At 50.9% G+C, this 25,372-nt stretch carries 23 protein-coding genes; 14 read left to right on the top strand and 9 right to left on the bottom strand.

The window, feature by feature from the left end; all coding sequences use genetic code 11:
- The first annotated feature begins 61 nt into the window (after positions 1-61).
- The 9 genes from RB298_RS28720 to RB298_RS28680 all read left to right on the top strand — a co-directional run bounded on the left by RB298_RS28720 (position 62) and on the right by RB298_RS28680 (position 9,494).
- Positions 62-955, top strand: coding sequence for a PhzF family phenazine biosynthesis isomerase (locus RB298_RS28720; protein ID WP_486049734.1), 894 nt, complete (start codon positions 62-64; stop codon positions 953-955).
- 52 nt (positions 956-1,007) lie between these two features.
- The gene (locus RB298_RS28715) at positions 1,008-1,550 is read left to right on the top strand and encodes an STM3941 family protein (RefSeq protein WP_486049732.1); all 543 of its coding nucleotides are present in this window, start codon (positions 1,008-1,010) and stop codon (positions 1,548-1,550) included.
- Entirely contained in the window at positions 1,547-2,476 is a 930-nt protein-coding gene (locus tag RB298_RS28710; protein ID WP_486049730.1) for a phosphotransferase family protein, read from the top strand. Before RB298_RS28715 ends, RB298_RS28710 begins: the two co-directional genes overlap by 4 nt.
- A gap of 200 nt (positions 2,477-2,676) precedes the next feature.
- On the top strand, positions 2,677-3,246 hold the full coding sequence (locus tag RB298_RS28705; RefSeq protein ID WP_009589841.1) for a methyltransferase domain-containing protein: 570 nt from the start codon (positions 2,677-2,679) through the stop codon (positions 3,244-3,246).
- Between the two features lie 142 nt (positions 3,247-3,388).
- Positions 3,389-4,279, top strand: coding sequence for a TIGR01777 family oxidoreductase (locus tag RB298_RS28700; protein WP_096776793.1), 891 nt, complete (start codon positions 3,389-3,391; stop codon positions 4,277-4,279).
- Between the two features lie 103 nt (positions 4,280-4,382).
- On the top strand, positions 4,383-4,892 hold the full coding sequence (locus RB298_RS28695) for a GNAT family N-acetyltransferase (protein ID WP_096776792.1): 510 nt from the start codon (positions 4,383-4,385) through the stop codon (positions 4,890-4,892).
- Between the two features lie 201 nt (positions 4,893-5,093).
- Positions 5,094-8,429, top strand: coding sequence for a DEAD/DEAH box helicase (locus RB298_RS28690; RefSeq protein ID WP_096776791.1), 3,336 nt, complete (start codon positions 5,094-5,096; stop codon positions 8,427-8,429).
- Between the two features lie 50 nt (positions 8,430-8,479).
- Positions 8,480-9,052, top strand: a complete 573-nt coding sequence (locus RB298_RS28685; protein WP_096776790.1) for a hypothetical protein — start codon at positions 8,480-8,482, stop codon at positions 9,050-9,052.
- A 91-nt stretch (positions 9,053-9,143) separates the two neighbouring features.
- Positions 9,144-9,494 carry a potassium channel family protein gene (locus RB298_RS28680; protein ID WP_015736455.1) on the top strand — a complete coding sequence of 117 codons (351 nt, stop codon included), beginning with the start codon at positions 9,144-9,146 and terminating at the stop codon, positions 9,492-9,494.
- Between the two features lie 81 nt (positions 9,495-9,575).
- On the opposite strand, the gene RB298_RS28675 is transcribed toward RB298_RS28680, so the two are convergent.
- A complete protein-coding gene (locus RB298_RS28675) occupies positions 9,576-10,058 on the bottom strand; it encodes a hypothetical protein (protein ID WP_096776789.1) in 483 nt (160 codons plus the stop codon).
- 144 nt (positions 10,059-10,202) lie between these two features.
- Between RB298_RS28675 and RB298_RS28670 the strand changes: the two genes are divergently transcribed.
- Positions 10,203-10,820: an NUDIX hydrolase gene (locus RB298_RS28670; RefSeq protein WP_096776788.1), complete on the top strand. Its 618-nt coding sequence runs from the start codon at positions 10,203-10,205 to the stop codon at positions 10,818-10,820.
- Positions 10,821-10,847: 27 nt separating this feature from the next.
- Positions 10,848-12,929: a peptidoglycan D,D-transpeptidase FtsI family protein gene (locus RB298_RS28665; protein ID WP_096776787.1), complete on the top strand. Its 2,082-nt coding sequence runs from the start codon at positions 10,848-10,850 to the stop codon at positions 12,927-12,929.
- 208 nt (positions 12,930-13,137) lie between these two features.
- Here RB298_RS28665 and RB298_RS28660 read toward each other — a convergent pair whose 3' ends face one another.
- The 6 genes from RB298_RS28660 to RB298_RS28635 all read right to left on the bottom strand — a co-directional run bounded on the left by RB298_RS28660 (position 13,138) and on the right by RB298_RS28635 (position 20,843).
- Entirely contained in the window at positions 13,138-14,169 is a 1,032-nt protein-coding gene (locus RB298_RS28660) for a glycoside hydrolase family 88/105 protein (protein WP_096776786.1), read from the bottom strand.
- Positions 14,170-14,207: 38 nt separating this feature from the next.
- Complete coding sequence (locus RB298_RS28655; RefSeq protein WP_096776785.1) at positions 14,208-15,041, bottom strand: carbohydrate ABC transporter permease; 834 nt, start codon at positions 15,039-15,041, stop codon at positions 14,208-14,210.
- 5 nt (positions 15,042-15,046) lie between these two features.
- Complete coding sequence (locus tag RB298_RS28650) at positions 15,047-15,946, bottom strand: carbohydrate ABC transporter permease (protein WP_096776784.1); 900 nt, start codon at positions 15,944-15,946, stop codon at positions 15,047-15,049.
- A gap of 118 nt (positions 15,947-16,064) precedes the next feature.
- A complete protein-coding gene (locus tag RB298_RS28645; RefSeq protein WP_096776783.1) occupies positions 16,065-17,405 on the bottom strand; it encodes an ABC transporter substrate-binding protein in 1,341 nt (446 codons plus the stop codon).
- A 143-nt stretch (positions 17,406-17,548) separates the two neighbouring features.
- Complete coding sequence (locus RB298_RS28640) at positions 17,549-19,096, bottom strand: response regulator transcription factor (RefSeq protein WP_486049724.1); 1,548 nt, start codon at positions 19,094-19,096, stop codon at positions 17,549-17,551.
- Positions 19,097-19,109: 13 nt separating this feature from the next.
- Entirely contained in the window at positions 19,110-20,843 is a 1,734-nt protein-coding gene (locus tag RB298_RS28635) for a cache domain-containing sensor histidine kinase (protein ID WP_332295472.1), read from the bottom strand.
- Positions 20,844-21,070: 227 nt separating this feature from the next.
- Here RB298_RS28635 and RB298_RS28630 point away from each other — a divergent pair, with 227 nt between their 5' ends.
- The 3 genes from RB298_RS28630 to RB298_RS28620 all read left to right on the top strand — a co-directional run bounded on the left by RB298_RS28630 (position 21,071) and on the right by RB298_RS28620 (position 23,089).
- Entirely contained in the window at positions 21,071-22,177 is a 1,107-nt protein-coding gene (locus RB298_RS28630) for a rhamnogalacturonan acetylesterase (RefSeq protein WP_375120360.1), read from the top strand.
- Between the two features lie 94 nt (positions 22,178-22,271).
- Positions 22,272-22,646, top strand: coding sequence for a sensory rhodopsin transducer (locus tag RB298_RS28625; RefSeq protein ID WP_375120359.1), 375 nt, complete (start codon positions 22,272-22,274; stop codon positions 22,644-22,646).
- A 14-nt stretch (positions 22,647-22,660) separates the two neighbouring features.
- Entirely contained in the window at positions 22,661-23,089 is a 429-nt protein-coding gene (locus RB298_RS28620; protein ID WP_375120358.1) for a GNAT family N-acetyltransferase, read from the top strand.
- Here the strand turns inward: RB298_RS28620 and RB298_RS28615 are convergent.
- Together RB298_RS28615 and RB298_RS28610 are read right to left on the bottom strand one after the other, a co-directional pair.
- The gene (locus RB298_RS28615; protein ID WP_486049721.1) at positions 23,068-24,270 is read right to left on the bottom strand and encodes a Ger(x)C family spore germination protein; all 1,203 of its coding nucleotides are present in this window, start codon (positions 24,268-24,270) and stop codon (positions 23,068-23,070) included. The genes RB298_RS28620 and RB298_RS28615 overlap by 22 nt on opposite strands.
- Entirely contained in the window at positions 24,267-25,358 is a 1,092-nt protein-coding gene (locus tag RB298_RS28610) for a spore germination protein (RefSeq protein ID WP_486049719.1), read from the bottom strand. Before RB298_RS28610 ends, RB298_RS28615 begins: the two co-directional genes overlap by 4 nt.
- Positions 25,359-25,372 lie beyond the last annotated feature (14 nt).

Genomic DNA, 25,372 nt, shown 5'->3' with positions numbered 1-25,372 from the left:
AAAATCTTCTCAAATTTTGTTCTCCGTTTAAGTCATTATTGGAAAGAAGGAATCTAAGGACATGAAATCCATAAACGTACTTCATTATGATGCATTCTCCTTACAGCCTAATATGGGTAATCCTGCCGGCGTGGTCTTGAACGCAGACGAGCTGACAGACAAGGAGATGCAGGCCATCGCCCATAGCGTAGGGTTCAATGAAACGACCTTCATAGTAAAATCGGAGCGAGCAGATGTCCGATTAAGATATTTTACGCCCGGACATGAGATGAATTTGTGCGGCCATGCCACCATGGCTTCGATGTATGCCTTGAAGACCAAGGGGCTGCTCCCTGACAAAGAAACCGTGTGGATTGAGACAAGAGTGGGCAATTTGCCGATCGAATTTCAGAATGCTCAGGGAAAGCTAACCATGAAGATGAAGCAGGATCATCCTCAATTCCTGCCCTTTGAGGGAGATGTTGAACGCCTGGCAGCATCCATGGGTCTGCAACGCGAGGATTTGGATTTCGCAATGCCGATCGTATATGGAAGCACGGGAATATGGACATTGCTGGTACCGATTAAGGGGCTGGAGCCGTTTGGGCGGATGGTGCCTCATAATGCCATGTTCCCGGATATATTAACGGACAATCCGAAAGCTTCTCTGCACCCTTTTTGCCTGGAAACGATCGACGAGTCTTCGTTTATGCATGCCAGACATTTCTCTTCACCGTACTCAGGCACCGTCGAGGATCCGGTAACAGGAACCGCGTCAGGCGTAATGGGAGCTTACTATTTAACCTATTTGAATCCCGAGGCGCCCTCCGCACGATTTATCGTTGAACAAGGCAAGGAAATGGGGAAAGACGGTAGAGTCGATGTTCAAGTGAATCGCTTTGAAGAGACCATGGACGTCTATATTTCCGGTACGGCTGTATTCGTCAAAGAATTCGAGGTTAGCTATGATTCATAACGATCGGATAATATCATCAAGATATTGTGAATAGAAACAGGGAGTGCAAGTAATGCAGGAACAAGAAGAAATCAAGATTTATCCCAAGGTGACCAAAATGCTGGTGGGTTCCCTGGCATTTGTGTTGGTAGGCAGCGGGTTAGTGTACGGAGGGTTAACCTCGGACAACATCTTTATCGTATTAATTGGAATCATTTGCGCGTTGTTTTTTGGCATGGGACTGGTGTTTTCCATCGTCAAGCTTGTTCAATCGGAGCCGGCGCTCTTGATCCATCGGGAGGGAATCGTTGATAAATCCTCCTATGCGAGCGCCGGAGCCGTCGCGTGGAGCGAAATCAAGAACATTCACATCTATCAGATTAAGAATGAGAAGTTTATAGGGATCGATGTATATGATCCTGAACTTTTGATGTCCAGGCATCCCGCCTGGAAAAGGAAGCTCATGAGTTTGAATAAAGGCATGACGGGTTCTGCCATCCATATATCCGCATCAAGTATCTCATGTAATCTGTATGAGTTGTTTCCTCTGTTATATCGAAGATGGAATGCGTCCAAAAACCTGAATACGGAGATGAAGGAGGGGCAAGGGTTATGAAGACATTCAAGCCGGAGATGACTTTGGATAAGGCGGTAAGCCATCTCCGGCAGATTGAAGGAGAAGCGGTGCTGAATGTCACCCCCATCGAGATGGGAGAATTAAGCAAGGTATTCAGTTATCGTAAAGGCGATGCCGATTATGTCATTCATTTTAAAGATAACGGGGACAGCCTTCATAAAGTAAACAAAATCTACAGTATGTACGGTGATCAATCCTTGCCCATTCCTCGAATCCATAAGATCGGAAGCGTGGGGAATATCCATTACTCGATTTCGGATAAAGTACCCGGTACACCGATAAGCGCTCTTGAGCCGGCACAAATTCGAGGGCTGGTTCCCGACATCGTCCAGCAATTCATGCGGATCCTTCAGATCCCACTCGGGGAGTCCCATGAGGGGTTCGGGTGGATTACTCCGGAAGGCAAGGCTGCTCATCGTTCATGGCTGGACCACCTGACGTCTGTATTCGATGCGGAGCAAGAAGGTTTCTACCATGGATGGCAGAGCCTGTATGAGCACAGTTTTCTGGAAAAAGCGTTTTTCGAAGAGATCTACCAAACGATGATCGAACTTGTTCGCTATTCGCCATCGGAGCGCTATCTTGTCCATGGTGATTTCCATTTGGGCAACATGCTTGGAGAGAACGAAAACGTAACCGGTATCGTGGATTGGGAGATGGCCATGTTCGGCGATTTCATGATGGACGTCTCCGTTATTCATATGTGGTATCCGATGCTCGGATTTCCCAAGCGGCTGCAGGAAGCGATGGAGCAGCAAGGCGAGAGGATTCCTTATTTTGAAGAAAGGCTGCTGTGCTATCAGCTATTTCGGGCGCTGGACGGTCTTCGTTTCTATGCGAAGAAGGATGATCAGGGCAGCTATCAGTTCATGAAGAATCATATCACCTCATTATTAAAAGGATAGATCCCTTCGGGGATCTTTTTTTTGTTTATGAGCGAAATGTGCAACGAAAATGGTTACCTGACGAGTCCGGAATGGAAGGCCAGGAATACACTGGATTAGGTTGGAATGGAAGAGCCGGGAAGCGTCATGAATCCAGCGTTACCGAATGATGAATATGATGATGAATTTGGGGCGTTAAGATTCCGAATGGAGGTATGGGAATGGGGACGTCAAACTGGCAGAATTTATCGTATTGCGTGGATCTGATCCGCTATGTAGCTCCCAAGTCCGTTCTGGATATCGGGGTAGGTTTTGGCCGCTGGGGCATGATCTGCCGGGAGTATTTGGACGTATGGGAAGGGCGCGTATTTCGCGCGTATTGGAACACGCGGATCGAAGGAATCGAGATTTACCCCGTCAATATCGATACCTACCACGAATGCTTCTATAATAAAATCCACGTTGCGGATGCTTACGATCATCTGCAAACGCAAGTCCAGCCGGGACAATTCGATTTAATCATTCTGGGTGACGTTCTGGAGCACTTTACAAAAGAGCGGGCGCTCGTCCTGCTGCAGACCTGCATTGAAAAATCCCGCTTTGTCCTGCTTAATATTCCGATTGGAACAGACTGGCCGCAGGGCGCTGAATACGGCAATGAGTTCGAGACCCATTTGAGCGAGTGGACAACAGAGGAACTGGATCGTTTTCCCGTAGCTGACAAGAGGCATTTTAAGGATTACATTAACCGTGATTTCTCCACGTATTTGTTTTCGATGCCAAGGAAGTAGGTTTCGTATGAATGGAGCACCTTCTATGAGGAGGGTGTTTTCTTTTTATTCTCAATTGAAAAAATGGTATATTGGAAGAAACGAAGGTCAAATGGAGTATATGATGTGGATAAAACATAGAGAAATGAGCTGATTCTATTCTATGAAAAAGATCGTTTTAGCTGGTGGAACTGGTTTTATCGGAACCTATCTTGCGAAAAAATTCACGAATGAGCAGCAAGCACAGGTACTTATGATCTCCCGACGGCAGGGTCATATCGCATGGAATGATCGCGAAGCCATCGTCGCTGCCCTGGAGGGGGCGGATATGCTCATTAATTTAGCGGGCAAATCCGTTAATTGCCGTTACAATGAAACCAACAAGGAGCTTATTCTGAAATCGAGAACAGAGACAACGAACATACTCGGCAGCGCCGTCGAGGCCTGCCGTATTCCTCCGCGAACCTGGTTTAATTCCAGCACGGCCACGATTTATCGCCATGCCGAAGATAAGCCGATGACGGAGGAGCAGGGCGAGATCGGCGAAGGCTTCTCCGTCGAGGTTGCCAAGGAATGGGAGCGCGCTTTCTTCTCATTCCGATTGCCTCAGACGAGGCAAATCGCCCTGCGCATTGCCATTGTGCTGGGACCTGGCGGAGGCGTTATGACGCCTTATGTTAACTTGGTAAAATTCGGGCTCGGCGGCGTTCAAGGTACGGGGAAGCAAAGGTTCAGCTGGATTCATGTGGAGGATCTGTACCGCATGATTCTGTTTTTGCAGGAGAAGGAAGAGCTGAGCGGGGTTTTCAACGGTGCTTCTCCCTATCCGGTGACGAACAAGGAACTGATGGAGCAGCTTCGGCTTGCGTTGAATCGCAGAATAGGATTGCCGTCGCCTAAATGGCTGCTTGAGATAGGGGCCGGGCTTATTCGTACGGAAACGGAACTCGTGCTGAAGAGCCGCTGGGTGATTCCGCACAGACTCTGCAAGGCAGGTTTTCATTTTGCGTACGATACGCTGAATAAAGCACTGGCCGACATCTTGAAACGATAAGGGATTCTGAACGCGCGCCCTGGCTTGACTTTGCAGAAAATGATTACATATGGCAACAGAACGGATAGAATGGGTTTAATAGATGAGAGAGGGGTGTCCGAACATGAATCAGGAGTTTACGATTGTGGAGATCGACCGATTAGAAACCGACACGCATCATCAATTAACGGAATTATTGATTCGGGTCGTAGAAGATGGGGCCTCGGTGGGATTCTTAGCTCCGCTGTCGTATGATGAAGCTTCCGCTTACTGGAAGGATGCGCTTGGCCCAGGGGTTACCCTGTGGGCAGCCATGCAGGATGGGAAGATGGTCGGCACGGTTCAATTGCAGTGCGCAACGAAAGCGAATGGCAGACACCGGGCCGAGGTGGCGAAATTGATGGTAGATCCGGCTTCCCGCCGCGGAGGTATCGGCAGAATGCTAATGCTGCATCTGGAGCCGAAAGCCAAGGCAGAGGGCAGAACCTTATTGGTCTTGGATACCCGGGAGGGGGACCCCTCTAACAAGCTGTACCAGTCTCTGGGTTACATCCAAGCTGGAGTTATACCCGATTATGCCATATCCTCTAACGGTGAGCTTGCCGGAACGGTGCTGTATTACAAGCGCATCTAAGATTATTTTCCCATTTATATCGCGGTGGGCTTTATCGTATCCAACGGGGCATGGAAAGGGAATAACAAGCGATATGAAAGGATGACCAAGGTCGATGACAAAGAGCGCAGGAACTTGCCGTAGCGGTGAGTTCTTTTTTTTTGAAGATATGAGAAAATGGTATACTGTTTTTTAACAGGCAATAGAGAAAGGAATGTGGTTATGGGTTACCAGCTGACTGAACGGGTGATCAAACTGTTATGCGGAAAAACCTCCTACGACCGCGGCGGGGTTTTATATAGAGATGGTTATGTATCGATGCTGAAGCAGGATCCGGACGCTCGAAAATACGAGGCTGAAGTGAAAGATCAGGAGTCGGGAATCGCCTATGCGGAGATTGACTCGAACGGGGACGTATACACGGAATGCAGCTGCATCGATTACGGATTTTCCCGAAAGCGGTGCAGGCATATTGCGGCTCTCCTCCTGAACATACGGGATATTGAACAAACGGTTGAAGCTCCGATGCGCCCCTTTCCATCATTATTACATCCTTCCGCCAACGTGAACATGGAAGAAGGACAGTTAACGCCCCGGCACTCACCGGAATATGGCAGAAGCTCGAGCGAAAGAGAACGGGATGCGCTGCTCAGCAGCCAGCTGCTCGGATTGTTCACGTATTCCGGCGGTCGGAGGGCTGCGGCGACATCCCGCTTTGATACCCGAGAGGTTCTGGAGATGGAGTGCATTTTCAAGCTATATCCGCACGGGGACCGGAAATACCTGTTCGGCGTCGAGCTGCGAGTAGGGAACAAACGCTTGTACATCGTACAGCGGATTCGGGAGTTCTTAGCGTGCGTGAAACGCGGCGCAGCCTGCGTGTTCACGAAGAATTTCACCTACGATCCGGAGGTGCACAGCTTCAAAAAGGAGGATGACGCGCTTCTGCAAGAGCTGATCCGTATTTCCGATCATGAGAGCATGTATCAACAGTCACTGAACATCTACGCTCCGCTTGGCAAAAAGGGGAACGGCGACCGAATGCTGATCATTCCTCCTGCCTTTTGGCCTCAAGTACGGGAGGCGCTCGGTTCTTCGGTTCGAGCCCTCTTGTCTATGGATGGAATCATGACGGATAAGCTGGAGTTCGCTCAGGAACCGATCCCGCTGCAATTCGAGTTCGATGAGGCTGCGGATGATCACTATCTGATGAAGATCGACGGATTGGAGCGGATGACCGTGCTGGAGGGGTACGGGGTCGTCATTGTGGAGGGAAGGCTGATACAGCTTGAGATGGATGCTTGCAAAAGGCTCGCCGAGATGAAGCTGCTGCTTGAACCTTCCAACACACCGCATATTCGGATACAGCCGGAGATGATGGAGTCCATCATGGAGCGGGTGGTACCGGGGCTGATGAAACTGGGCAGCGTGCATGTGGCGCAGACCGTGTCCGACCGCATCGTCAAAACGTCTTTGAAAGCGAAGCTGTTTCTGGACCGTGTCCGCGGCCGTCTATTGGCCGGACTCGAATTTCAATACGGCGACATCATCATCAATCCGCTGGAGGGACACCGCGCCAAACGCAGCAGCAGCTCGATTCTTGTACGCGATGGAGAGACGGAGCAGCGGATTCTGGAGCTCATGGAGAACGCCTCTTTTGCCAGGACTGACGGCGGTTTCTTCATGAATGACGAGGATGCCGAATATGAATTTTTGTATCATACGATTCCGCAGCTGGAGAAGCTGCTGGTTGTTTATGCAACGACGGCGGTGAAGGAGCGGGTGCTCACTGAACCGATGGGAGCCAAGGTTCGGGTGGAGGTCGATGAACGGACGGATTGGCTTGAACTGAAGTTTGACATGGAGGGGATTCGCGAAGCCGAAATCCGGGAAATCGTCAAATCGCTCGAAGAAAAGCGCAAATATCATCGGCTGCGAAACGGAGCGCTGCTTCCGCTGGAAAGCGCGGAGTTCCAGGCCATGGTTGCTTTAATGAACCGGGTGGGACCTTGGCTGTACGAAGGGGAGGGGACGCGGTTTAAACTGCCGGCGGTCCAAGGACTTCAACTGCTGGATTGGGAGGATTCGGGATCATCGGTCCAGCTTGGCCGTTCCCTGCGCCGGATGCTGCAGAATGTGAAGAATCCGGATCATTTGGACTTTGCCGTGCCGGCCAGCCTGGAAACGGTTCTCCGGGATTATCAGAAGTTCGGCTTCCAGTGGATGAAGACGATGGCCCATTACCGCTTCGGCGGCATCTTGGCCGATGATATGGGACTAGGCAAAACCATTCAGAGCATCGCTTTCATGCTGTCGCTGCTGCCTGAGATCCGGGAGCGCAAAGAACCCGCGCTCATTGTGGCTCCTGCCTCCCTGCTCTATAACTGGTTTAACGAGCTTAAGAAGTTTGCGCCGGAGATCAAGGCCGTCATTGCCGATGGCACGCTGTCCGAGCGCGCGAAGGTGATCCAGAATATAGGCAAAGCGGATGTTGTCATCACTTCTTACCCGCTGCTCCGCAGGGATATCCAGCGATATGCGAAACTGCCTTTCTTAACCTTGATTCTGGATGAAGCCCAAGCCTTCAAAAATTACGCGACGCAAACGGCTCAAGTCGTAAAAACGCTCCATGCCCGTTATCGGTTTGCGTTGACAGGCACGCCGGTCGAGAATCGCCTGGAGGAATTATGGTCCATCTACGATGCCGTTTTCCCGGCTCTTTTCGGTGACCGTAAAGCATTTCATGAACTGCCTAAAGAAGCGGTGGTGAAACGGGTGCGTCCTTTCCTGCTCCGCAGGCTGAAATCGGACGTGCTTAAGGAGCTGCCGGAGAAAATCGAGACGATTCAGGCCTCAGGCCTGCTGATCGAACAGAAGAAGCTGTATACCGCCTATCTTGCGAAACTGCGGCAGGAGACGCTTAAGCATTTGGCACAGGACGGTTTCCAGAAGAACCGGATCCGCATCCTGGCGGGCATTACCCGTTTGCGACAGATCTGCTGTCACCCGGCTCTGTTCGTGGAAGGCTACGAGGGCGGTTCGGCCAAGCTTGAGCAGCTGCTGGAAACGATCGAGGAATGTCGTCTTGCAGGGAGACGGATGCTGGTATTCTCCCAGTTTACAGGCATGCTGAACCTGATCGCCGGGGAGCTGGGATATCGGGGGATTCCGTTTTTTTACCTGGACGGACAGACGCCGGGATCGGAGCGGGTGGAGCTGTGCGAACGTTTCAACGAGGGGGAACGCGAGGTATTCCTGATATCGCTGAAGGCAGGCGGAACGGGGCTCAATCTGACCGGGGCCGATACGGTGATCCTGTATGACCTGTGGTGGAATCCGGCAGTCGAGCAGCAGGCGATGGACCGGGCGCACCGTATCGGTCAGAAGAAGGTTGTGCAGGTCATACGCTTCGTTGCTCAAGATACGATCGAGGATAAAATGGTGGCTCTGCAGCAGAAGAAAAAGGATCTGATCGAGGAGCTGGTTCAGCCGGGGGAAGAGTCGCTTTCAAGCTGGTCCGAAGCGGAAATTCGGGAGCTGCTTGCCCTTCAGGGCTAATCGGCCGGATAAGATGATACGCGTTCCAAAGGATACAAGGAGCTGTTGTTTTGAAAAAAGCCATGTTTCTCATACTGGCGGCCGTTGTGGTCGTCATCAGCTACCTGCCACTGTTCCTGGACGGCTATGCATACAATGAAGAGCAGACGATACGGCGCGTTCACCCTGCGTATACCGGGGATAAGCTGTACGAAAAGTCAGAGGATCATCATAAGCTGATCGTCTGGCAAGATGGGAATGTAAAGACGGTCAACGTCCTGGAGAGCAAATGGGGACTGCTGCATAAAATTACGAACGGGGTCGCGCTGGAACCCAAGTCCGAAGATGAACCTTTTGTACGAACCTGGTCTGCCAGTCATCGTGGTGACGGCATCTATGACACCCTGGTGGCGGTGGAGACGTCGGAATCCGAAAGCAAGAAAATCATCGTCACCAATGAGCCTTGGGACGATAAACCGATCGAAGATCTGGAACAGGTGAAGGCTTTAGCCGGGATTTACATGGAAATCGACGTGGAGCAAGGCTACGCCATCCATTATGAACAGCTGCCAGCCGACCAGACCGGCGGCTTCATATTTCGGAGCATCGATGCCGAAGGGAATATTCTTTCCGTTCAACCGTAGCGGAATGGGCGTGAAGCATAAACGCTGATATAATAGGGTGTATGTGATGTATGCAACATTTACTCCAGATATAGAATAGGACGGTTCTCGGATGATCTCTTTTTTATTAACGTTAAAACGTCTCCTCAGCGGTTTGTTTCGAGCGTTCAAGCAGCGGTATTTCATGGCGCTGTTTGTGCTGATCGTCATCATGCTGTTATCGGGCACGATGTTTTATACCAGGCAAGAAGGCTTGTCGGTGCTGGATGCCCTTTATTTCTGCGTGGTGACCTTGAGCACGGTAGGGCATCCGGAATTCGTGCCGCAGACGCCGCTCGGAAAAACCTTCACCATGGTTTACATCGTCGTCGGGACGGGCTTGTTCCTCGGAATGGTCGGACAGTTGGCGTATGCTTTAATCCGAACGAATCAAAGGGAAGAGAAGAAGACAACGAATTCATAATGGAAACGAAGAAACAGCCCTGGCGCCGGGGCTGTTTCTTTTTTGGATGCTGAAATGCTTGGTTACCGATCCAGAGCAGGTCTATTCAACCGTCACCGCAAAATAAAAGCTGGCTTCTCCTTGATCCAGAGGCCATGTGCAGTGAATTTCGTACAGGTACGAGCCGGCTTTCGCTGGCACGGTATATCCATCGCTACCTGAATCCGTCAGGTTGAGGATGGTGAAGCCATGTATTCCTTCGGGCGGCTTCGATTGAATGTCGGCACCGCCTTGGACCACAACCGGCGTCATATCCTCTAGCCTGGGACGGGCCGCATCCGTCGTCGCGCAGTTATCCCCGTTGCACCACGAATAACCGCCACGTTGGAGATTGATCTCGGTGCCGTCAATGCTGACCTTGGGCAGCGGAGGTTCGGCGGCCTTCACCCACAGGGTCTGAACGGCTTTGCGGGCATTTTCCTTCGAGATCGGCGTTACGTTCTCGGACCTGGATCCGATGTAGTACCCGGTACCGAACACCATGATTAGAAGAACAATGTATAACACCGGCCGCATTTTTTTCATGTCCAGCTGTCCCCCCTTTATATCCTTTGTCTCATAACTTGCTAGAAAATATGTTATAATTTTGAAATCAAGCACTTCCATTATAAACCAATCACGGATAACAGGCGTTAGATATTATGAGATTCTTTGAAGAGGATGAAACCTATGACAATAAAATGGTTAGCGTGGGCCAAGGAGATGCAGGCCATCAGCCAGGCCGGACTGGAGTATACGAGGGACGTTTACGACAAAGAACGGTTTGAGCAGCTGAGGGAGCTCAGCATCCAGATCATGCAGGAGTATACCGAAGCAGGCGAAGAGAAGATCCGTACGCTGTTTGCGAGTGAAACCGGATACCAGACGCCGAAGGTGGATGTCCGCGGCGTTATTTTTCAAGACGGAAAGCTGCTGCTGGTGAAGGAAAAGGCCGACGGGGCCTGGGCGCTGCCGGGAGGATGGGCGGACATCGGCTTATCCCCTGCGGAGGTCGTGGTGAAGGAAGTGAAGGAAGAGGCCGGTTACGACGTGCGTGCAGGGAGGCTGCTGGCCGTATTGGACAAGAAATTTCATAACCATCCGCCTTCGGCCTTCCACGTGTACAAAATGTTCATTCAGTGCGACATTACGGGCGGAGCCCCAGGCGTGGGGACCGAAACGTCCGCGGTCGGTTTTTTCCCTCAGGACGAACTGCCGCCGTTGTCCGAAGAACGGAATACCAAGGAACAGCTGAAGAGAATATTCGAATTCGAGAACGACCCGCATTTGCCGACTTGGCTGGATTAAACCATATAACAAAGGAGCGTAGACAATGTGATCGGCTTTAAACCTTATAAAGACGTACCGGATGAATCAGAAACCAGGCGTAAATTCCATGGACGGATCAATATTTTCTTTTTCAGCGCATTTTTAATCTTTTGCGTCATTATCGTTCGCCTTGCCATATTACAGTTCGTAGAGGGACCGGAGCTGGCAAGCCAGGAAACCGGGGGGGAGCAGAAGCATTTCCCGCTGCAGCCGATCCGGGGGTCCATCATCGATGCGTCCGGCACCAAGCTTGCATACTCTACGGCTTCAAATTCTTTATATATCACGCTCATGAAGGATTACAGCAAAAAGACGGACAAAGGAAAAGAAAACCGGCCGGAAGCGGAGGAGATGGCGAAGCGGCTTGTCCAGGCGTTTAACAAATATGGGGATCCGAACTTGGAACCGATCACCGTCAAAAAAGTGATGGACGACCTGGATTTGGAATATAACAAGCAGCATGGTTATGAGCCCAGACGCATCAAATCCGATTTGACGAAGGAAGAGATCGCTTATTTCATGGAGAACCGAGCCAAGTTTCCCGGCATCCAGATCGTGGAGGAGAATATAAGGCACTATGATCCGGATACGGTGGCCGTTCAGACGGTCGGATACTTAAGGAAGTTCAAAGGATCTAAATCCGTAAAAGTTTATGAGGAAATTGATCAGAGCAACAAGGATCAGGATAATCCCGGCATGATCTACACGGAAGAAGAATCGGTGGGGTATGACGGATTGGAGCGGATGTATCAGGATGAACTGCGCGGTCAGAGCGGGTATCTCAGCATCCCGATCAATCCGCAGAATATGGTGGACGGCGTACCGACGATGGTCGCTCCTGAAAAAGGCCATAATATCCATACCACGATCCATAAAGACATTCAGCTTGCCACGGAGCAGGCCATCATGGATCAGCTCCAATATCTCCATACCCATCCGGTATCGGGCAAGCTTCATAAGGATGCCGTAACCGGATACGCCGTGGCCATGGAGGTGGACACCGGTCATGTGGTCGCGATGGCCAGCATGCCGGATTACGACCCGAATGTATGGGAAAGCGGAGGCAAAATTACGCAGGATGTCGTGGACGCGTCGGGAAACGGCACGATTACGATCTATGGATCAGGTCGCTCGGGAAACGGCTTTGAATCCATGATTTTTCTCGGTTCCGTCATTAAACCGCTGACGGTGCTGATCGGGCTTAATGAGGGGTTATTTGGCATTAATGACACTTATCCTGATCAAGGGTACGCCACCATAGGTCGGGAAGGATATGAAAGGGAAATCTCCAACTCGGGGAGACATCGGAATGGACCCATTAAACCTCAGCAAGCGATTCAGCAATCCTCAAATGCTTTTATGATTGATATGATCGGCAAAAGGCTAGTCAGCAAGTATGGCGGGGAGAAGGGCGTTACGGTCTGGGATGAATATATGGAGAAGTTTGGTCTTGGCGTCGTAACGGGGAGCGGCTTGCCCAACGAGCATAAAGGACTGAAAAATTATACCGATACCAAAGCAGCGGGAAGTAATCTGGCGGCGTTAGCCTACGCTTCCTTCGGTCAGCAGGGGAAATACACCCCTCTACAGCTTGCTCAATACACCGTCATGCTGGCGAATGAAGGCAAGCGCATCAAGCCGCAGCTGGTCAGCAAAATCACGGACCAGGATGGCAACGTGGTCAAGGAATTCGGGCGCGAGATCCTGAATGAGGTCGAATTCCCCAAAACGTACTGGCAGACCATTAAGCGGGGGATGAATACGCAGGGTCTCGCAGCCTTTGATGATTTTAAATATGACTTCGCCCGCAAAACGGGAACCTCCGAGCAGGAAGCTAAAGTGAATGGGAAGTGGCAGAAGATTGATAACGGCGTCTTCATCGCCTTTGCTCCGCGCGACAACCCGAAGCTGGCGGTGGCCGTCGTTGTGCCGGAAGGCGGCTTCGGCTCGCAAAGCGCCGCGCCGATTGCGAGGAAGATATTCGACGCTTACGACGAAATCTACGGGCTTGACGGAACGCCGCATCCGAAGAAAACCGAAGATCAAGCTAAGGATAACGGAGAAGACGAGACAGGGGACAATGAATAAACAGCGTAGACGCGGAATCGTGAAGATTAGCGATGGGAGACGGGGAGACTAAACCAATGATATGGGATGAAAGTATATCGGGTGCAGTCGGTTCATGTTCATCATTATTAATCAATACCATTCGCTTGTGGAAACGCATATAACGAAAAGGCAGGCTGTAGAGGCGAATTTGATCCTCTCCATCCTGCCTTTTTTGTATCTTATTTAATCAATAAGGATTGCTCCTGATCTTCAACACTTCCGCGAGAAAGGTCAAGGCCAGACCTTGGCCCCAGCCCTGGATTCGCTTATCGGGCACGCCTCTGTAACCTGCGGCGTCCTTCATGACGGCCGTACCTGCAGATACGCCGGTTACGGTACCATCCTCGGTGATTTTGGCCAAGATGCCGTCAATCGATTTCTGCGTGTATTTATTATAGATGCGTCCTTTGGTCAACAGGGCGGCGGCGATGCCGGCCGAGCCGGACGTTTCCAGCGGGGATTGCGGATCGGTCGTAATCGTATGCCACAGGCCGGATTCATGCTGCAGCCGGACCAGGGCGCTGAGCTGGTCGCGCAGCGAGCCTTCGATGATCATGAAGGACGGATGCGTGACCGGCACAAGCTCCAGGGCACGAGCCATCGTGATGGCGGCCCAGGCATTGCCCCGGCACCAGAAGACGCCTGACATATGGTTGCCGGCGATGTTGTCCCAGCCGTGGTAATACAGATTCGTGACGGGATCCTGCAGGCAATCCTCATGGCCGTGATACTGCTTCAAACCATCCTCGAAGTAATCCTCCCGGTCCAGCATCACGCCGATCCGAAGCAGGAAGTAGCCTGCCATGAACATCGTATCGACCCACGCCTGCTCCGGAAAGTTATACGTTTCGGAGTTCACCGTATGCTGAAAGATGCCGTTGCCGAAACGCAGTGCATCATGAGTAAGATACTCGGCCATTTCCTTCGCCGTTTCGATATACCGCTCTTCCTCATAAACCTCGTACAACGTCAGGAGGGAGTGGCCGATGGAGACGCCGTTGACGGACAGCTTCGGCAGCCCCTCTTCCATATTTTCGTCGACCCAGGCTTTCAGCTGTTCCAGATATTCCTTTTTGCCGGTGGCCTTGTAGGCTTCGCATACCCCGTAAAAGGCGACCCCGCCCGGCCAATCCCAGCTGAAATCCATGCGAAAGGTCCGGTCGACCACGCGGTCTATGACATTCTCAATCTGTTGATCATCAAATACAAGTGCTGGCATGATGAGAAACTCCCTTCATATTCAATTGAGTGTATGGATTACCCTTTCAATCCTGTCGTGCTGATCCCTTCCACGATGTATTTCTGGAAGATAAAGAAGACGATGACGACCGGCAGCAGCGATAAGGTAGCCATGGCAAACATGCCGCCCCAGTTATTAAGCGACTCCCCGTCAAGGAACAACTTCAAGGCAAGTGACACGGGATATTTCTCCGGATTGTTCAAATAAATGAGCGGATTGATGAAATCGTCCCATCTCCAGTAGAAGGAGAAAATCGAACATGTAATGAGCGCGGGCACGATCAGCGGCACAACGACCCGGAAGAAAATCCCGTACTTGCTGCATCCGTCAATCTTGGCGGCTTCGTCCAGTTCCTTCGGAATCGTGCGGATGAACTGCATGATCAGAAAGATGAAGAACGGAATGCCGAAGAATTGGGGAACGATTAACGGCTTGAAGGAAGACAGCCAGCCGAATTTGGCGAACATCACATACTGCGGAACGATCACGACATCATGAGGCAGCATCATCGTAATCATCATGCAGGCGAACCAGAACTGCTGTCCGAAGAACTTGGTCCGAGCCAATCCGAAGGCGACAAGCGCCGAGGAGGCGACGGCCCCGATGGTGGAGATGATGACAATGATGAACGAGTTCTTGAAGAAGGTGCCGAAGGTGGTCCCGGCAAAACCCTTCCAGCCTGTAGCATAATTCGAGAATTCCAGCCGACTCGGAATCAGGCTGTAAGCCGTCGTGAATATTTCATGATTGGGCTTAAGCGAGCTGGCGACCAGCCACAGAATCGGATAGGTCATGCCGAGGGCGAACAATCCGACCAGGGTATGGTAGAGAACGCGTCTGGATGTGGTCATAACCGTCAATCTCCTTTCGTCTCGTAATGAACCCAGCGGGTGGATGATCTGAAGATGAGCAAGGTCAGGACACCGACGATAATGAGCATGATCCAGGCAAGAGCCGACGCGTAACCCATTTCAAAATGCGAGAACGCCTTGCGGTATAAATAGAGCGAATAAAGCAGCGTTTGATCCAGCGGGCCGCCTTCGCCGCGCGAAATAATGTAGGCGGGGGTGAAGGTCAGGAACGCCGAGATCGTCTGGAGCGTCAGATTGAAGAGAATGATCGGACTGAGCATAGGCAGCGTAATCTTGAAAAAGCGATGGACCGCATTGGCACCGTCCACGCTGGCGGCTTCGTAGTAATCCTTCGGTATATTTTTCAAGCCGGCCAGAAAAATGATCATCGAGGAGCCGAACTGCCAGATGGACAATGCGATGAGCGTCCAAAGCGCCGTGCTGGGATTCCCGATCCAAGAGGTCGTGGAATGGATTCCGAAGAGGGACAGGGCAGAGTTCACGAGCCCCTTGTCGCCGAAGATCTGCTGCCACATGATGGCCACGGCCACGCTTCCCCCGATGAGGGAAGGCAGGTAAAAGGCGGAGCGGTACAACCCTACGGCTTTGGTTGCGGTATTCAGAATCATGGCAACGAAGAGTGCGAATATGAGGCGCAGGGGAACGCTGGCGAATACATAGGTGAATGTGACCTGAAAGGACTTGCCGATCTTGTCGTCCTCGAGAAACAACCGCTCATAATTCCCGAGGCCCAGCCATCTCGGCGCTTCCATCAGATTGTAATTGGTGAACGAATAATACAGGGACGACAGGATTGGATATAAGGTAAAGATGAGAAAACCAAGAACGAACGGCGCTGAAAACACGTAACCGGTGATGTGCTCGTTCTCGCGGAGCCTCTTCATAGACTTCAACCCCTACGATTCAGATTTGGTTGCGCCCCGTGCAGGGGTCACTGATGTAAAAAGGCATCTCTTGCACGGGAAAGACGTGCGGGAGATGCCTTGTCTAGCCGTATCCTGGTTATTGCTGAGATCTGGCCAAGATGGCATTCGCTTCCTTGCGGAACTCGGCCGCGGCATCTTCGATCGAGATTTTCTTGAACAGGATGCGTTCGCTGAGATCTCGCAGCAGCTTCTCGATCTCTACCGCACCGATCGGGTTAGGAGGATCTCCCGGCGTGCTGTTGGCCTCAGCCCAAGTGACATAGTCGAAAATTTTGGCTTCGTTCTCGGAGAGGAGCGGCTTCAGCGCTTCCTTTACCTTGGCGGATACGGGAACGCCGCGTTCGCCCTTGATCAGCTTGTTGGCCTCGATGTCGTTGATGAAGAAGCTGATGAATTTGGCGGCTTCTTCCTTGTGCTTCGAGGTTTCGGTGACCGAGAAATACATCGAAGGTTTCAGGAAGAGACCGTCCTTCGTTCCGGGACCCGGCATCGGATTCAACTCCAACGAACGGTCGGTTACCAGATTGGCCACGGCAAGGAACTGGTTGGACCAGCCTGTGCCCGAGATGGAATTGCCAAGGACGATTTCATCCTCCTCCGCTACGCCTTTCTTCTGGGCTTCCTTGTCGAGAGACAGGATATATCCGTTGTCGTACCATTTCTGGTAGCGGGTGAAGTAATCGATAAAGGGCTGGTCGTCGCTGTACCCGATCGTTTTGCCGTCAGCGCTGTACATTTTCTGGCCGATGGTTCTTAAATAGTACGGGAAGAAGACGTCATGCCGGTAAGCAAAACCTCCGATCTGCAGGCCTTTTTCTTTGGCTTGGGCCCCCATTTTGTCCATGTCGTCCCAGGTCCATTCCTTGGACGGAATATCGATGCCGTTCTTCTTCATCGTCTCGACGTCAAACGTGGTTTGGAGTGCGTTCACGCCGAGGTTCATGGCAACCAGCTTGCCGTTGACCTCACCGCCGCTCAGCGCATTCTCGCTGACGTCGGCGACATCCAGCTCGCCGCTCTCGGTGAACGGCTTCAAATCCGCCAGCTGATTCCGGCCTGCATATTGATTCAGGTAGGAGATGTCCATTTGGATAATGTCCGGAAGTCCGCCGGCCACCGCTTGGGGAGCAAGCTTCTTCCAATAGTCATCGAATGGGGCATATTCCGGTTCAATGGTGACATGCGGATTCTGGGACTCATACATTTCGATGACCTTCAAGGTATAATCATGCCGGGACTGACCGCCCCACCACGCAATGCGGAGCTTGACCGGATCCTTGCTATCGCTTGCAGCAGCCGGCGGCGTTTCCGTTCCGGTTCCGCCGTTTGCCGGTGGTTCGACAGCGCCGCCGCCCGAACAGCCGATCAAGCTTCCGATCAGGGAAAACATCAGGACCGCGTTTAACACTTTTTTCATTCCATTTCCTCCCCTTTGTTGATGGACCACGAATCATCGTTTCAAATGTTAGTGCTTACATTCCCAATTATCTAGTTTTCGAGGAGAAAGAGTAAGGAAAAAAACCGTGCAGTTTGTTTAAAAAGCAGAGATGTACGTACAAGTTAATCGCTCTTTTTCATATATTCGGAGGGCGTGCAGCCGATCTGTTTCTTGAACACTTGGCTGAAATATTGAGGATTATCGCCAAAACCGAGCCGCTCCGCCATTTCAAAAATTTTGATATCGGGATCGCTCAGCATCATTTCGGTTGCGCGTTTCATCCGAAGCTTCATCACGTAATTGGAGAACTTCTCGCCGGTCTCCTTTTTGAACAGCTTGCCAAGATAGTCGGCGTTCATATACAGCATGTCGTTTGCCACCAGGTTGAGGGTAAGCTCCGAGTTGCCCAGCTGGTTCTCGATGATCTCCACCACCTTGCGCACGATGGCGTTGTATTTGACCTTGTTCCGTTCAAAGTTTCGCAGCGTGATTTCCCGAACCGTTTCTTCCAGTACGCCTTGAATCGCTTGGAGCGTGCTCATCTCGGCGATTTCCGGGATTCGCGCGTAACGTTCCTGCATCTGGTCCGGATCGGTCAGCCGGATGAGGGATACGTATTGCTGAATGATATAGGATTTGGTCATCTCGATGCTCAGCTGCGCACGCTTCAGTTCCTGAACGAACTCGGTCAGGGCATGCTCAGCTTCGTTTCGATGGCCGGATCGGACGGGCATGCACAGCCGCTCCTCATCAAGGACGAAGCTTCCTTCCATACCGCTGCCGTGCAGCGTATCCTCGGTTGTGATCATTCCGCTTTCGTCCAAGTAGAATCGGTAGTTCAGGCACTGCAGCGTATCCCGGTACAGCCTCCGCGCCTGGGTAACAGGCCCGGGATCGCTGATCGCGATCGTGATGTCCATTTTGTAATACTGCTTAAAAATGCAGCGGATATCCTGGAGCTGCTGATGAAGCCGCTGCTGATCGTTACGGTCCTCGATCAGCACCAGGACCTGCTGCCCGATGGTCGTGCTCAGCAGCGTCGTGTCCAGCAGATCCTCGGCAATGTTCTTCACGGCGAATTGATGCTCGAATTCGACGGAGCCTTCCAGCTGGAACAGCAGAAGACGCACAGGCTGATCGAAATCGTATTCGAACAGGCTCCGGTACTCGTCCAGATCATGGCGCCCATAGGTCTTGTTGGTGACGAACTCCTTGAGCACCTGTTCTTTGACATGGGGCAGCACCTTCCGGAGCCGGTCCTTCATCTCCTGGACAAACGTTTCCTTGTTCCGGTCCTGGATCAGCTCGTCGATGACCTCTTTCAGCGCTCCACCGATCTTGTCCTCGTCGGTCGGCTTCAGCAGGTAATGCTTCACGCCGTATTGCATGGCGCGGTTAGCATACTCGAATTCGCCGAAGCCGGACAGCAGCACGAATTTGATATGAGGATGGGAGGCGTGGGTCTTGGCAACGAGCTCCAGACCGTCGAGTCCGGGCATGCGAATGTCGCACACGACGATATCCGGGCTCTCCCTGACGATTTTTTCATACGCTTGAATTCCGTTCTGGGCGGTACCCGCCAGCTCGGTTCGGTATGCCGACCAGTCCACCATCTGAGATATGCCGTCCAGAATAATCCGTTCATCGTCCACAAGAAGTACTTTGTACATTCGAATCCCTCCGTTATTTGGGTAAAGACAGAATCACGCGGGTTCCAAGACCCGGTCCGCTGTCGATGGATAAACCGTAATGGTCGCCAAAAGCCAGCTTGATCCGTTCTTCGATGTTTAACAGTCCGATTCCGTTGCCGCCGGTGGCCAAATCGCCGCTTCGCAGACGTGTCAGGGTATCCGGCGCCATGCCGGGACCGTCATCCTCGACGATGACGCAGAATGCGGAAGGCGTCTCCTTGCAGGACAACGTAATTCGACAAGGGTCAACGGATGGCTCCAGTGCGTAATGAATTGCATTTTCGAGCAGGGGCTGAAGGGACAGCTTAGGTATTTTGCGGTGCAGATCCTGCTCTTGTACATCCAGCGTAAATTGTAAGCGGTCTTCGAACCGGAATTTTTGTATGATGACGTAGTTTCGGACGATCTCCAATTCTTCCCCCAATGTCAGAATGGGCTCTTTCAAACTGACGGAGTTTCGGAGAAGGAAGGCTAATGCCTGCACCATGTCGGAGATTTGGGACTGCTTGTTCATCTTCGCCAGCCAGTTCACGGATTCCAGCGTGTTATACAGAAAGTGAGGATTGATTTGCGCTTGCAGCGCTTTAAACTCGGTCTCTTTGATCAACAGCCGATTTGAATAGTTCTCGGTAATGAGGGCGTTGATTCGCTCGATCATGAGACGGAATGTGCGATGCAGCAGTCCCAGCTCGTTCATGGCGACGGGGGCTGCGTCCTGAGGCAGCACGTTGGCTTCCGCGAAGTTTCCTTTTTCCGCGAGTTTCATCCGGGTAATGAGACTTTCGATAGGACGTGTCAGTCCCCGGCTGAACCTGATGCCGAGCAGAATCGCAACCGCAAAAATAACGGTAAAAACGATGATGACAAGCTCTTTAATGAATATGATTTGCTTGAAGGTTTGGTTAAAGGGCGTGACATTCATGTATGTCCAGCCCGTGTTGCCCGATCGGTTATGCGCAATGAAGTAGGTGTGGCCATCGATTTCCCGGGTAAGGTACCCGTTTCCGGATGACAGGGAGGATTGAATGACCGCCGGATCGAAGTGCGGCGTTGCGGGATAGATCACATCCGCACCCGAGGTCACGATCAGGTCGCCTTCCCCGCCGGCGGATTTCCGGACGATTTTGTCCATATTGATGCGAATGATGATGGTGCCCAAGTAGTTAAGATCGAATAATGTGCCGGAATAGGATCTTATTTCCCGGGAAAGTAGAAGGGCCGAATCACTTTCGTCCGGGTATATCCAGCGTTCTTCTCCATCCGCGTCCCCGGCAAGCTGAAGAATCCGTTCCTTCTTGGCAGGGTCAATCGGGACGACGCTGCCGACGTCCTGTTGATGGTCATATGAATCGATCAGGTGAATGGAGTAGAGCATGGGCTCGGAACCGACATAATTCAGGAGGCGGTCTACCAAATGCTGCCGGAGGATGAGCCTGTCATAATCGGATTCGCTCCCGGCGATGGAACGCAATATATTCTGGATCTGGGTATCCGTAATGATATTAAAGGATAACTGTTCGACCCGCTCGAGCTCTGACTCAATCGCGGAGGAAGACAGGTGAAGGACCTGGGATGATTTGAGGTACAACTGCTCGTCGTAGATGGAGAAGGCATACTGCTGGACGATGACGGCGAACGCAAATGCCATGGCAACGATTAGGCTGATAAGAAGGGAAAGCTTGTTTTTGATTTTCATATTTTTATAGATCGTCATCCATTTTTGCACGGCAACGTCTCCTTGCACGGGTCCTAAAATGTTGTGTACACATTATGTACCGGGTTGTAAACGCTGTCAATACATGCGAGGTTATTCCAATACCCGGGATAATCGGTGCGTCTCTTCTTTATTTAGTCGGTTATTTGAACACGGAGGACGGTTATTTGAATGTATGTTCGGCGGTTACCGTTCCATAATGGACTTAGATGAATTTCGACCGGGAGAGGTGAAGGTCGTTGCAAACCATGTATAAATTCGATTTCGGTACGGAAACGCCAGGCCTTGAACATATCAAAATAACCGCTGAGACCTTATATAGTCCTGAGCTTGGCTACGGATTCCATTCCCTATCCAACGTCTCCGCCGTGAATCGGGCGGGGGAAGAGGCATTAACGGGTGATTTTATCATACCGCTGAATGCTGCGTATCAGGTCGATGTGGCGGATGGCCTGTACACTTTGCATTTGTTGATGGGCGATACCTGGTTTGATACGGAAACCTCCATTCGGGGGACGGAAGGACAGATGCTGCTGGAAGGGAAACTTATCCCGGCAGGCCACTTTGAACGTTACAGTATGACGGTGCCAGCGGTTCAAGGGAGAATCGTATTGTACTTTTCTGGGCGGGCTCCCCGAATTAACGCACTGGAAGTGCTGCCTGCACCGCATGCGTGCCAGGTGTTTCTGGCTGGGGATTCGACGGTTACAAACCAGCCTGCGGACGGCTATCCCTATGCCGGGTGGGGGCAAATGCTGCCCGCATTCATAAAAGCGGATGCGGCCGTGAGCAATTATGCACGTTCCGGCCGAAGCTCCAAGAGCTTTATTGCGGAGGGAATCCTGGAGCAAATCCGGGAGAAGATGAAACCCCATGATTATATGCTGATTCAGTTTGGCCATAACGATCAGAAGCGCGACGAGGGGAGGTATACGGAACCTAACTCGACATACAGGGAGTTTTTAAGACGGTACGTGGACGTTTGCCGGGAGAAACAGGCAACTCCGATCCTGGTTACCCCTGTTCACCGCCGTTGCTTTGATGGTAAGGGAAGGCTGGAGGACACGCATGGCGATTATATTACGGCCGTTCGGGAGCTGGCCGCGGAGGAGCAGGTGCCCTTGGTCGATTTGGCGGCGCTGAGTCTGGAGTATTTTAACCGGCTGGGTCCGGAAGGGACCAAATCCGTGTTTATGTGGGGGAGGCCGGGGGAATTTCTTCGGTTCCCGCAGGGGGTAATGGACAATACCCATTTTCAACAGCGCGGAGCGGCCCAATTGGCCGATATGGTGGTTGGGGCTTTGAAGAGTCTTGGACTCCAGCCGTTGTCCCTGTTTCTGCGGTAACATGCCGGGTCCCGAACCTGAAAAAGAGGAACTTTGACACCCGCAGCGAATCTATTCAAAACACCCTAAATCATACGAGCGAGGAGCGAAACGCATGTCAAAAGGTGAAAAACAATGGATTATCCCCGACGGGTATATCCCTCCCGAAAGCAGCGGAGAACTAACCAGTCATGAATCCGTCTGTGTGTTGAACTTAACCGAGCAGGACGTAGTGGTTACGATTCATGCTTACTTCGAGGATCGTGATCCATTGCTAGGAATGGAAACCATCGTGCCAGCAAGAAGAACCAAGCACATACGGACCAGCTTGCTGCAAACGGACGAAGGGATAGGCATTCCTTCGGGTATTCCCTATGCGATGGAAGTTACAAGCAGTGCACCTGTGTTTGTTCAATACAGTCGACTCGATTCCACTCAGGCCGAGAATGCTTTAATGAGCGTGATGGCGTACCCGGTAACCATATCTTAAAGGATGGTGATTGTATGACACAGACTGTGATCTATACCACAGAGCCCCCAGAGGATTTTCAACAACTGGAGGCTTTGTACGCTTCGCTTGGTTGGAACGCTATCCATCTATCCGTTACCGAATTGAACATGATGTGCTTGAATAGCTGGTATGCCGTCTATGCGTTTGAAGGACAGAAATTAGTGGGCATGGGACGCGTGATTTCCGACGGGGTGATCACCGGCGTTATTTGCGGATTAGGCGTACATCCGGATTATCAGTCCAGAGGGATAGGCCGACGGATCCTCGGTCGATTGGTGGAGCATTGCGAGAAGTCCCGGGTCTTCCCGCAGCTGATGTGTGAGGAAGGACTGGAACCGTATTACGAGAAACTGGGCTTTCAGCGATTCACCATTGGGATGAAGAAGAATATACAGCGGACTCATTCATCGGACGTCCCATAGTCCTTGATCGTTATTTTGACCTCATGTTTGATCGGAACCTCACTAAAGGTTTGATCCCAATCTTTTTTGACTGTCTTCCATATATGAGGATACTTGATTCTCAATTTGTTTCCGAAACCGGAAACGTCTGTCTTGTATTCATGTTGAATTTTATCGAGTACATTCTTTACCAAACGCTCCACCTCTTTTTCAATCTCTTTTTCCGTTCTTTTCAAAAATTCAGTTTCCATGGTTTTCTCCGAAACCACCCAATGCTCGGCTATCCTTCCTTCAGACTCGATGTTTATATCAAACGAGATGTTGTTCCCGTCAACATGAGGTTTAATTTTACTTTTCATTGACAAGATTTCGTATATGATTGGCTGACCTGTCTGTTTATCCACGCTTTTAACCAAACCGCCTTTTCCCTTTCCGGTTATCCACGTTAAGCCTTCGATTTCCTTTTCATTCAAAAAACCGCGTAGTTTTTTCGTTTTCCCTTCAATGACGGCAGCTCCTGCAAATTTTATGTCTCCACTCGACGACGAGACGACATTTTGCAAAAGAAAGCTGGCCCCTGAATGCAGCTTCCCCTCGATCTTGGTCAGTGTAGTCGGTGGTAAAATCTTGGTGGTTCTTCCGTGACCATGTGTCATTTCAACGAGTTTTAACGCTGGAATATCCATCGGCTTTTTCGATTCTAGTATTTTGCTCGCACGGTTCTGAGCGATGAGAAGGAGGCAGCTTGGTCTCATCTCCTGTTCCCTGATAAAAAAATCCAAGATCTTTTGCAGATCCATGGTGCGTGCAAGATCCTCGCCTATAATAATCACTTTTGAATGCTCAGCAAATGCGCGTTTTTCGATTCTTAATACCATATTGCGTAAGGTCGGCAGGATCGTATCTCCTGTTTCGGAAACGTTGTTATAAGCTTTTTGTTGTGAAGTACCGGTTTTTGTTCCTTTGCCTGTTGTCTCTGCGGTGACAAATTGATTGGTTATCGTAATACGATCCCGGTGAGGAGGCCCGCCTGCTTGTCCCGCAGACTCTTCCCTTGGCTCCCCCTGTTTTTCCAAATCCAACGAAGTACCTACAATCAGGCCCAAATCCTCAATTTCTTTATTGCTCCAGCATCCTGTAAGAGGTAAGAGTATAAGAACCAACAGCGCACTCAAGAGGGTTCGTATCGTAATATGCTTCAAGCTTTTCCACCTCTCACTCTTGAGACTAGAAGTAAGATTACTGGCAGTACGGCAAATAATAATAACGCGACATTGCCGACGATATCTCCAAGTTTAAATAGGTCATTGATATTTTTGGGCGCCATGGCAATGACGTAAATTATCGGAACCAAGCCATATACAAATGAATGAATCTTTTTTTTGAAGAGTTGGGCCAGCCCTAGAGCAGCCGCATAGTAGGTAATGGTAAAGGTCGTGAATATTTGCATAATCCATATGACGAGCAAGAAAGATTCAAACCGTTCAAAGATCAAGCCGGGGATCTCAAAACTTCGCATAAGCTCAAGCGTGGGCCATGTACTCGTGACCACTCCATCGATCGATAATGCTCCGATGACCATAACAACGGTGATGACGTAAAAAAGCAAGGGGATGAATACGCCAATTAGAACAACTTTAACGGCTTTGTCCGGCTTTTTCATAAACGCTACAAGGAGCAGCATAATTTCAGAACCTAAAAAAGCGAGAGCGGTTGTCTTTATTCCCTTTAGCATAGGGACAATTCCCAATCCTAACACGGGACGGAGATTATCCAGCTCAAATATGCCTAAACTCAAAAAGGCAACCAGTAAAAAAATGACGATGGTAATAGGGAATATGATTTCAAACAAACGGGCGATCGTGTTTATTCCGCCTATGATCAGATAAAGACCTATCCACATAAAAGGAAGGATGATGGCCCAGGTGGGGGTACCTTCCAGCAAAAAAAGGCCGGTTACTTCTGCCATTGTTCTGACTTCATATGCAGAAAGTGTAAAAAAGTAACCGATAATAAGTAAACTGAGGAACCCGCCCATCCATTTTCCTACAATTTCTTGGCTGTATTGATAGAAGGTTTTTTCGGGGTATCGCTGGTTTAATTTCACGATGATCAGCCCTACGATCATGGCGATGATCCCGCCCAAAATAACGGTGATCCACACATCGGGCGTTTTCACTTTCTCCACGGAAGTTCGGGGGAGGGTGAGGATCCCGGCTGCAAGAATATAATTGACGAGGATAACCGCTGCTTGCACATTCGTAATTTGGCCCTTTGAACTACCCATCATGTTGTTTTATTTCC

Origin of the sequence: Priestia sp. BR_2 (assembly GCF_041954005.1) — a bacterium.
GTDB lineage: Bacteria > Bacillota > Bacilli > Paenibacillales > Paenibacillaceae > Paenibacillus_AQ > Paenibacillus_AQ lautus_A.
Note: the sequence above shows the minus strand (reverse complement) of the source record. Positions and strands in the feature narration are given on the sequence as shown.

Excerpts from the sequence above, each read along its gene's own strand:
- RB298_RS28720 (WP_486049734.1), top strand. The coding sequence starts at position 62 with ATGAAATCCATAAACGTACTTCATTATGATGCATTCTCCTTACAGCCT.
- RB298_RS28715 (WP_486049732.1), top strand. The coding sequence starts at position 1,008 with ATGCAGGAACAAGAAGAAATCAAGATTTATCCCAAGGTGACCAAAATG.
- RB298_RS28710 (WP_486049730.1), top strand. The coding sequence starts at position 1,547 with ATGAAGACATTCAAGCCGGAGATGACTTTGGATAAGGCGGTAAGCCAT.
- RB298_RS28705 (WP_009589841.1), top strand. The coding sequence starts at position 2,677 with ATGGGGACGTCAAACTGGCAGAATTTATCGTATTGCGTGGATCTGATC.
- RB298_RS28700 (WP_096776793.1), top strand. The coding sequence starts at position 3,389 with ATGAAAAAGATCGTTTTAGCTGGTGGAACTGGTTTTATCGGAACCTAT.
- RB298_RS28695 (WP_096776792.1), top strand. The coding sequence starts at position 4,383 with ATGAATCAGGAGTTTACGATTGTGGAGATCGACCGATTAGAAACCGAC.
- RB298_RS28690 (WP_096776791.1), top strand. The coding sequence starts at position 5,094 with ATGGGTTACCAGCTGACTGAACGGGTGATCAAACTGTTATGCGGAAAA.
- RB298_RS28680 (WP_015736455.1), top strand. The coding sequence starts at position 9,144 with ATGATCTCTTTTTTATTAACGTTAAAACGTCTCCTCAGCGGTTTGTTT.
- RB298_RS28675 (WP_096776789.1), bottom strand. The coding sequence starts at position 10,058 with ATGAAAAAAATGCGGCCGGTGTTATACATTGTTCTTCTAATCATGGTG.
- RB298_RS28670 (WP_096776788.1), top strand. The coding sequence starts at position 10,203 with ATGACAATAAAATGGTTAGCGTGGGCCAAGGAGATGCAGGCCATCAGC.
- RB298_RS28660 (WP_096776786.1), bottom strand. The coding sequence starts at position 14,169 with ATGCCAGCACTTGTATTTGATGATCAACAGATTGAGAATGTCATAGAC.
- RB298_RS28655 (WP_096776785.1), bottom strand. The coding sequence starts at position 15,041 with ATGACCACATCCAGACGCGTTCTCTACCATACCCTGGTCGGATTGTTC.
- RB298_RS28650 (WP_096776784.1), bottom strand. The coding sequence starts at position 15,946 with ATGAAGAGGCTCCGCGAGAACGAGCACATCACCGGTTACGTGTTTTCA.
- RB298_RS28645 (WP_096776783.1), bottom strand. The coding sequence starts at position 17,405 with ATGAAAAAAGTGTTAAACGCGGTCCTGATGTTTTCCCTGATCGGAAGC.
- RB298_RS28640 (WP_486049724.1), bottom strand. The coding sequence starts at position 19,096 with ATGTACAAAGTACTTCTTGTGGACGATGAACGGATTATTCTGGACGGC.
- RB298_RS28625 (WP_375120359.1), top strand. The coding sequence starts at position 22,272 with ATGTCAAAAGGTGAAAAACAATGGATTATCCCCGACGGGTATATCCCT.
- RB298_RS28620 (WP_375120358.1), top strand. The coding sequence starts at position 22,661 with ATGACACAGACTGTGATCTATACCACAGAGCCCCCAGAGGATTTTCAA.
- RB298_RS28610 (WP_486049719.1), bottom strand. The coding sequence starts at position 25,358 with ATGATGGGTAGTTCAAAGGGCCAAATTACGAATGTGCAAGCAGCGGTT.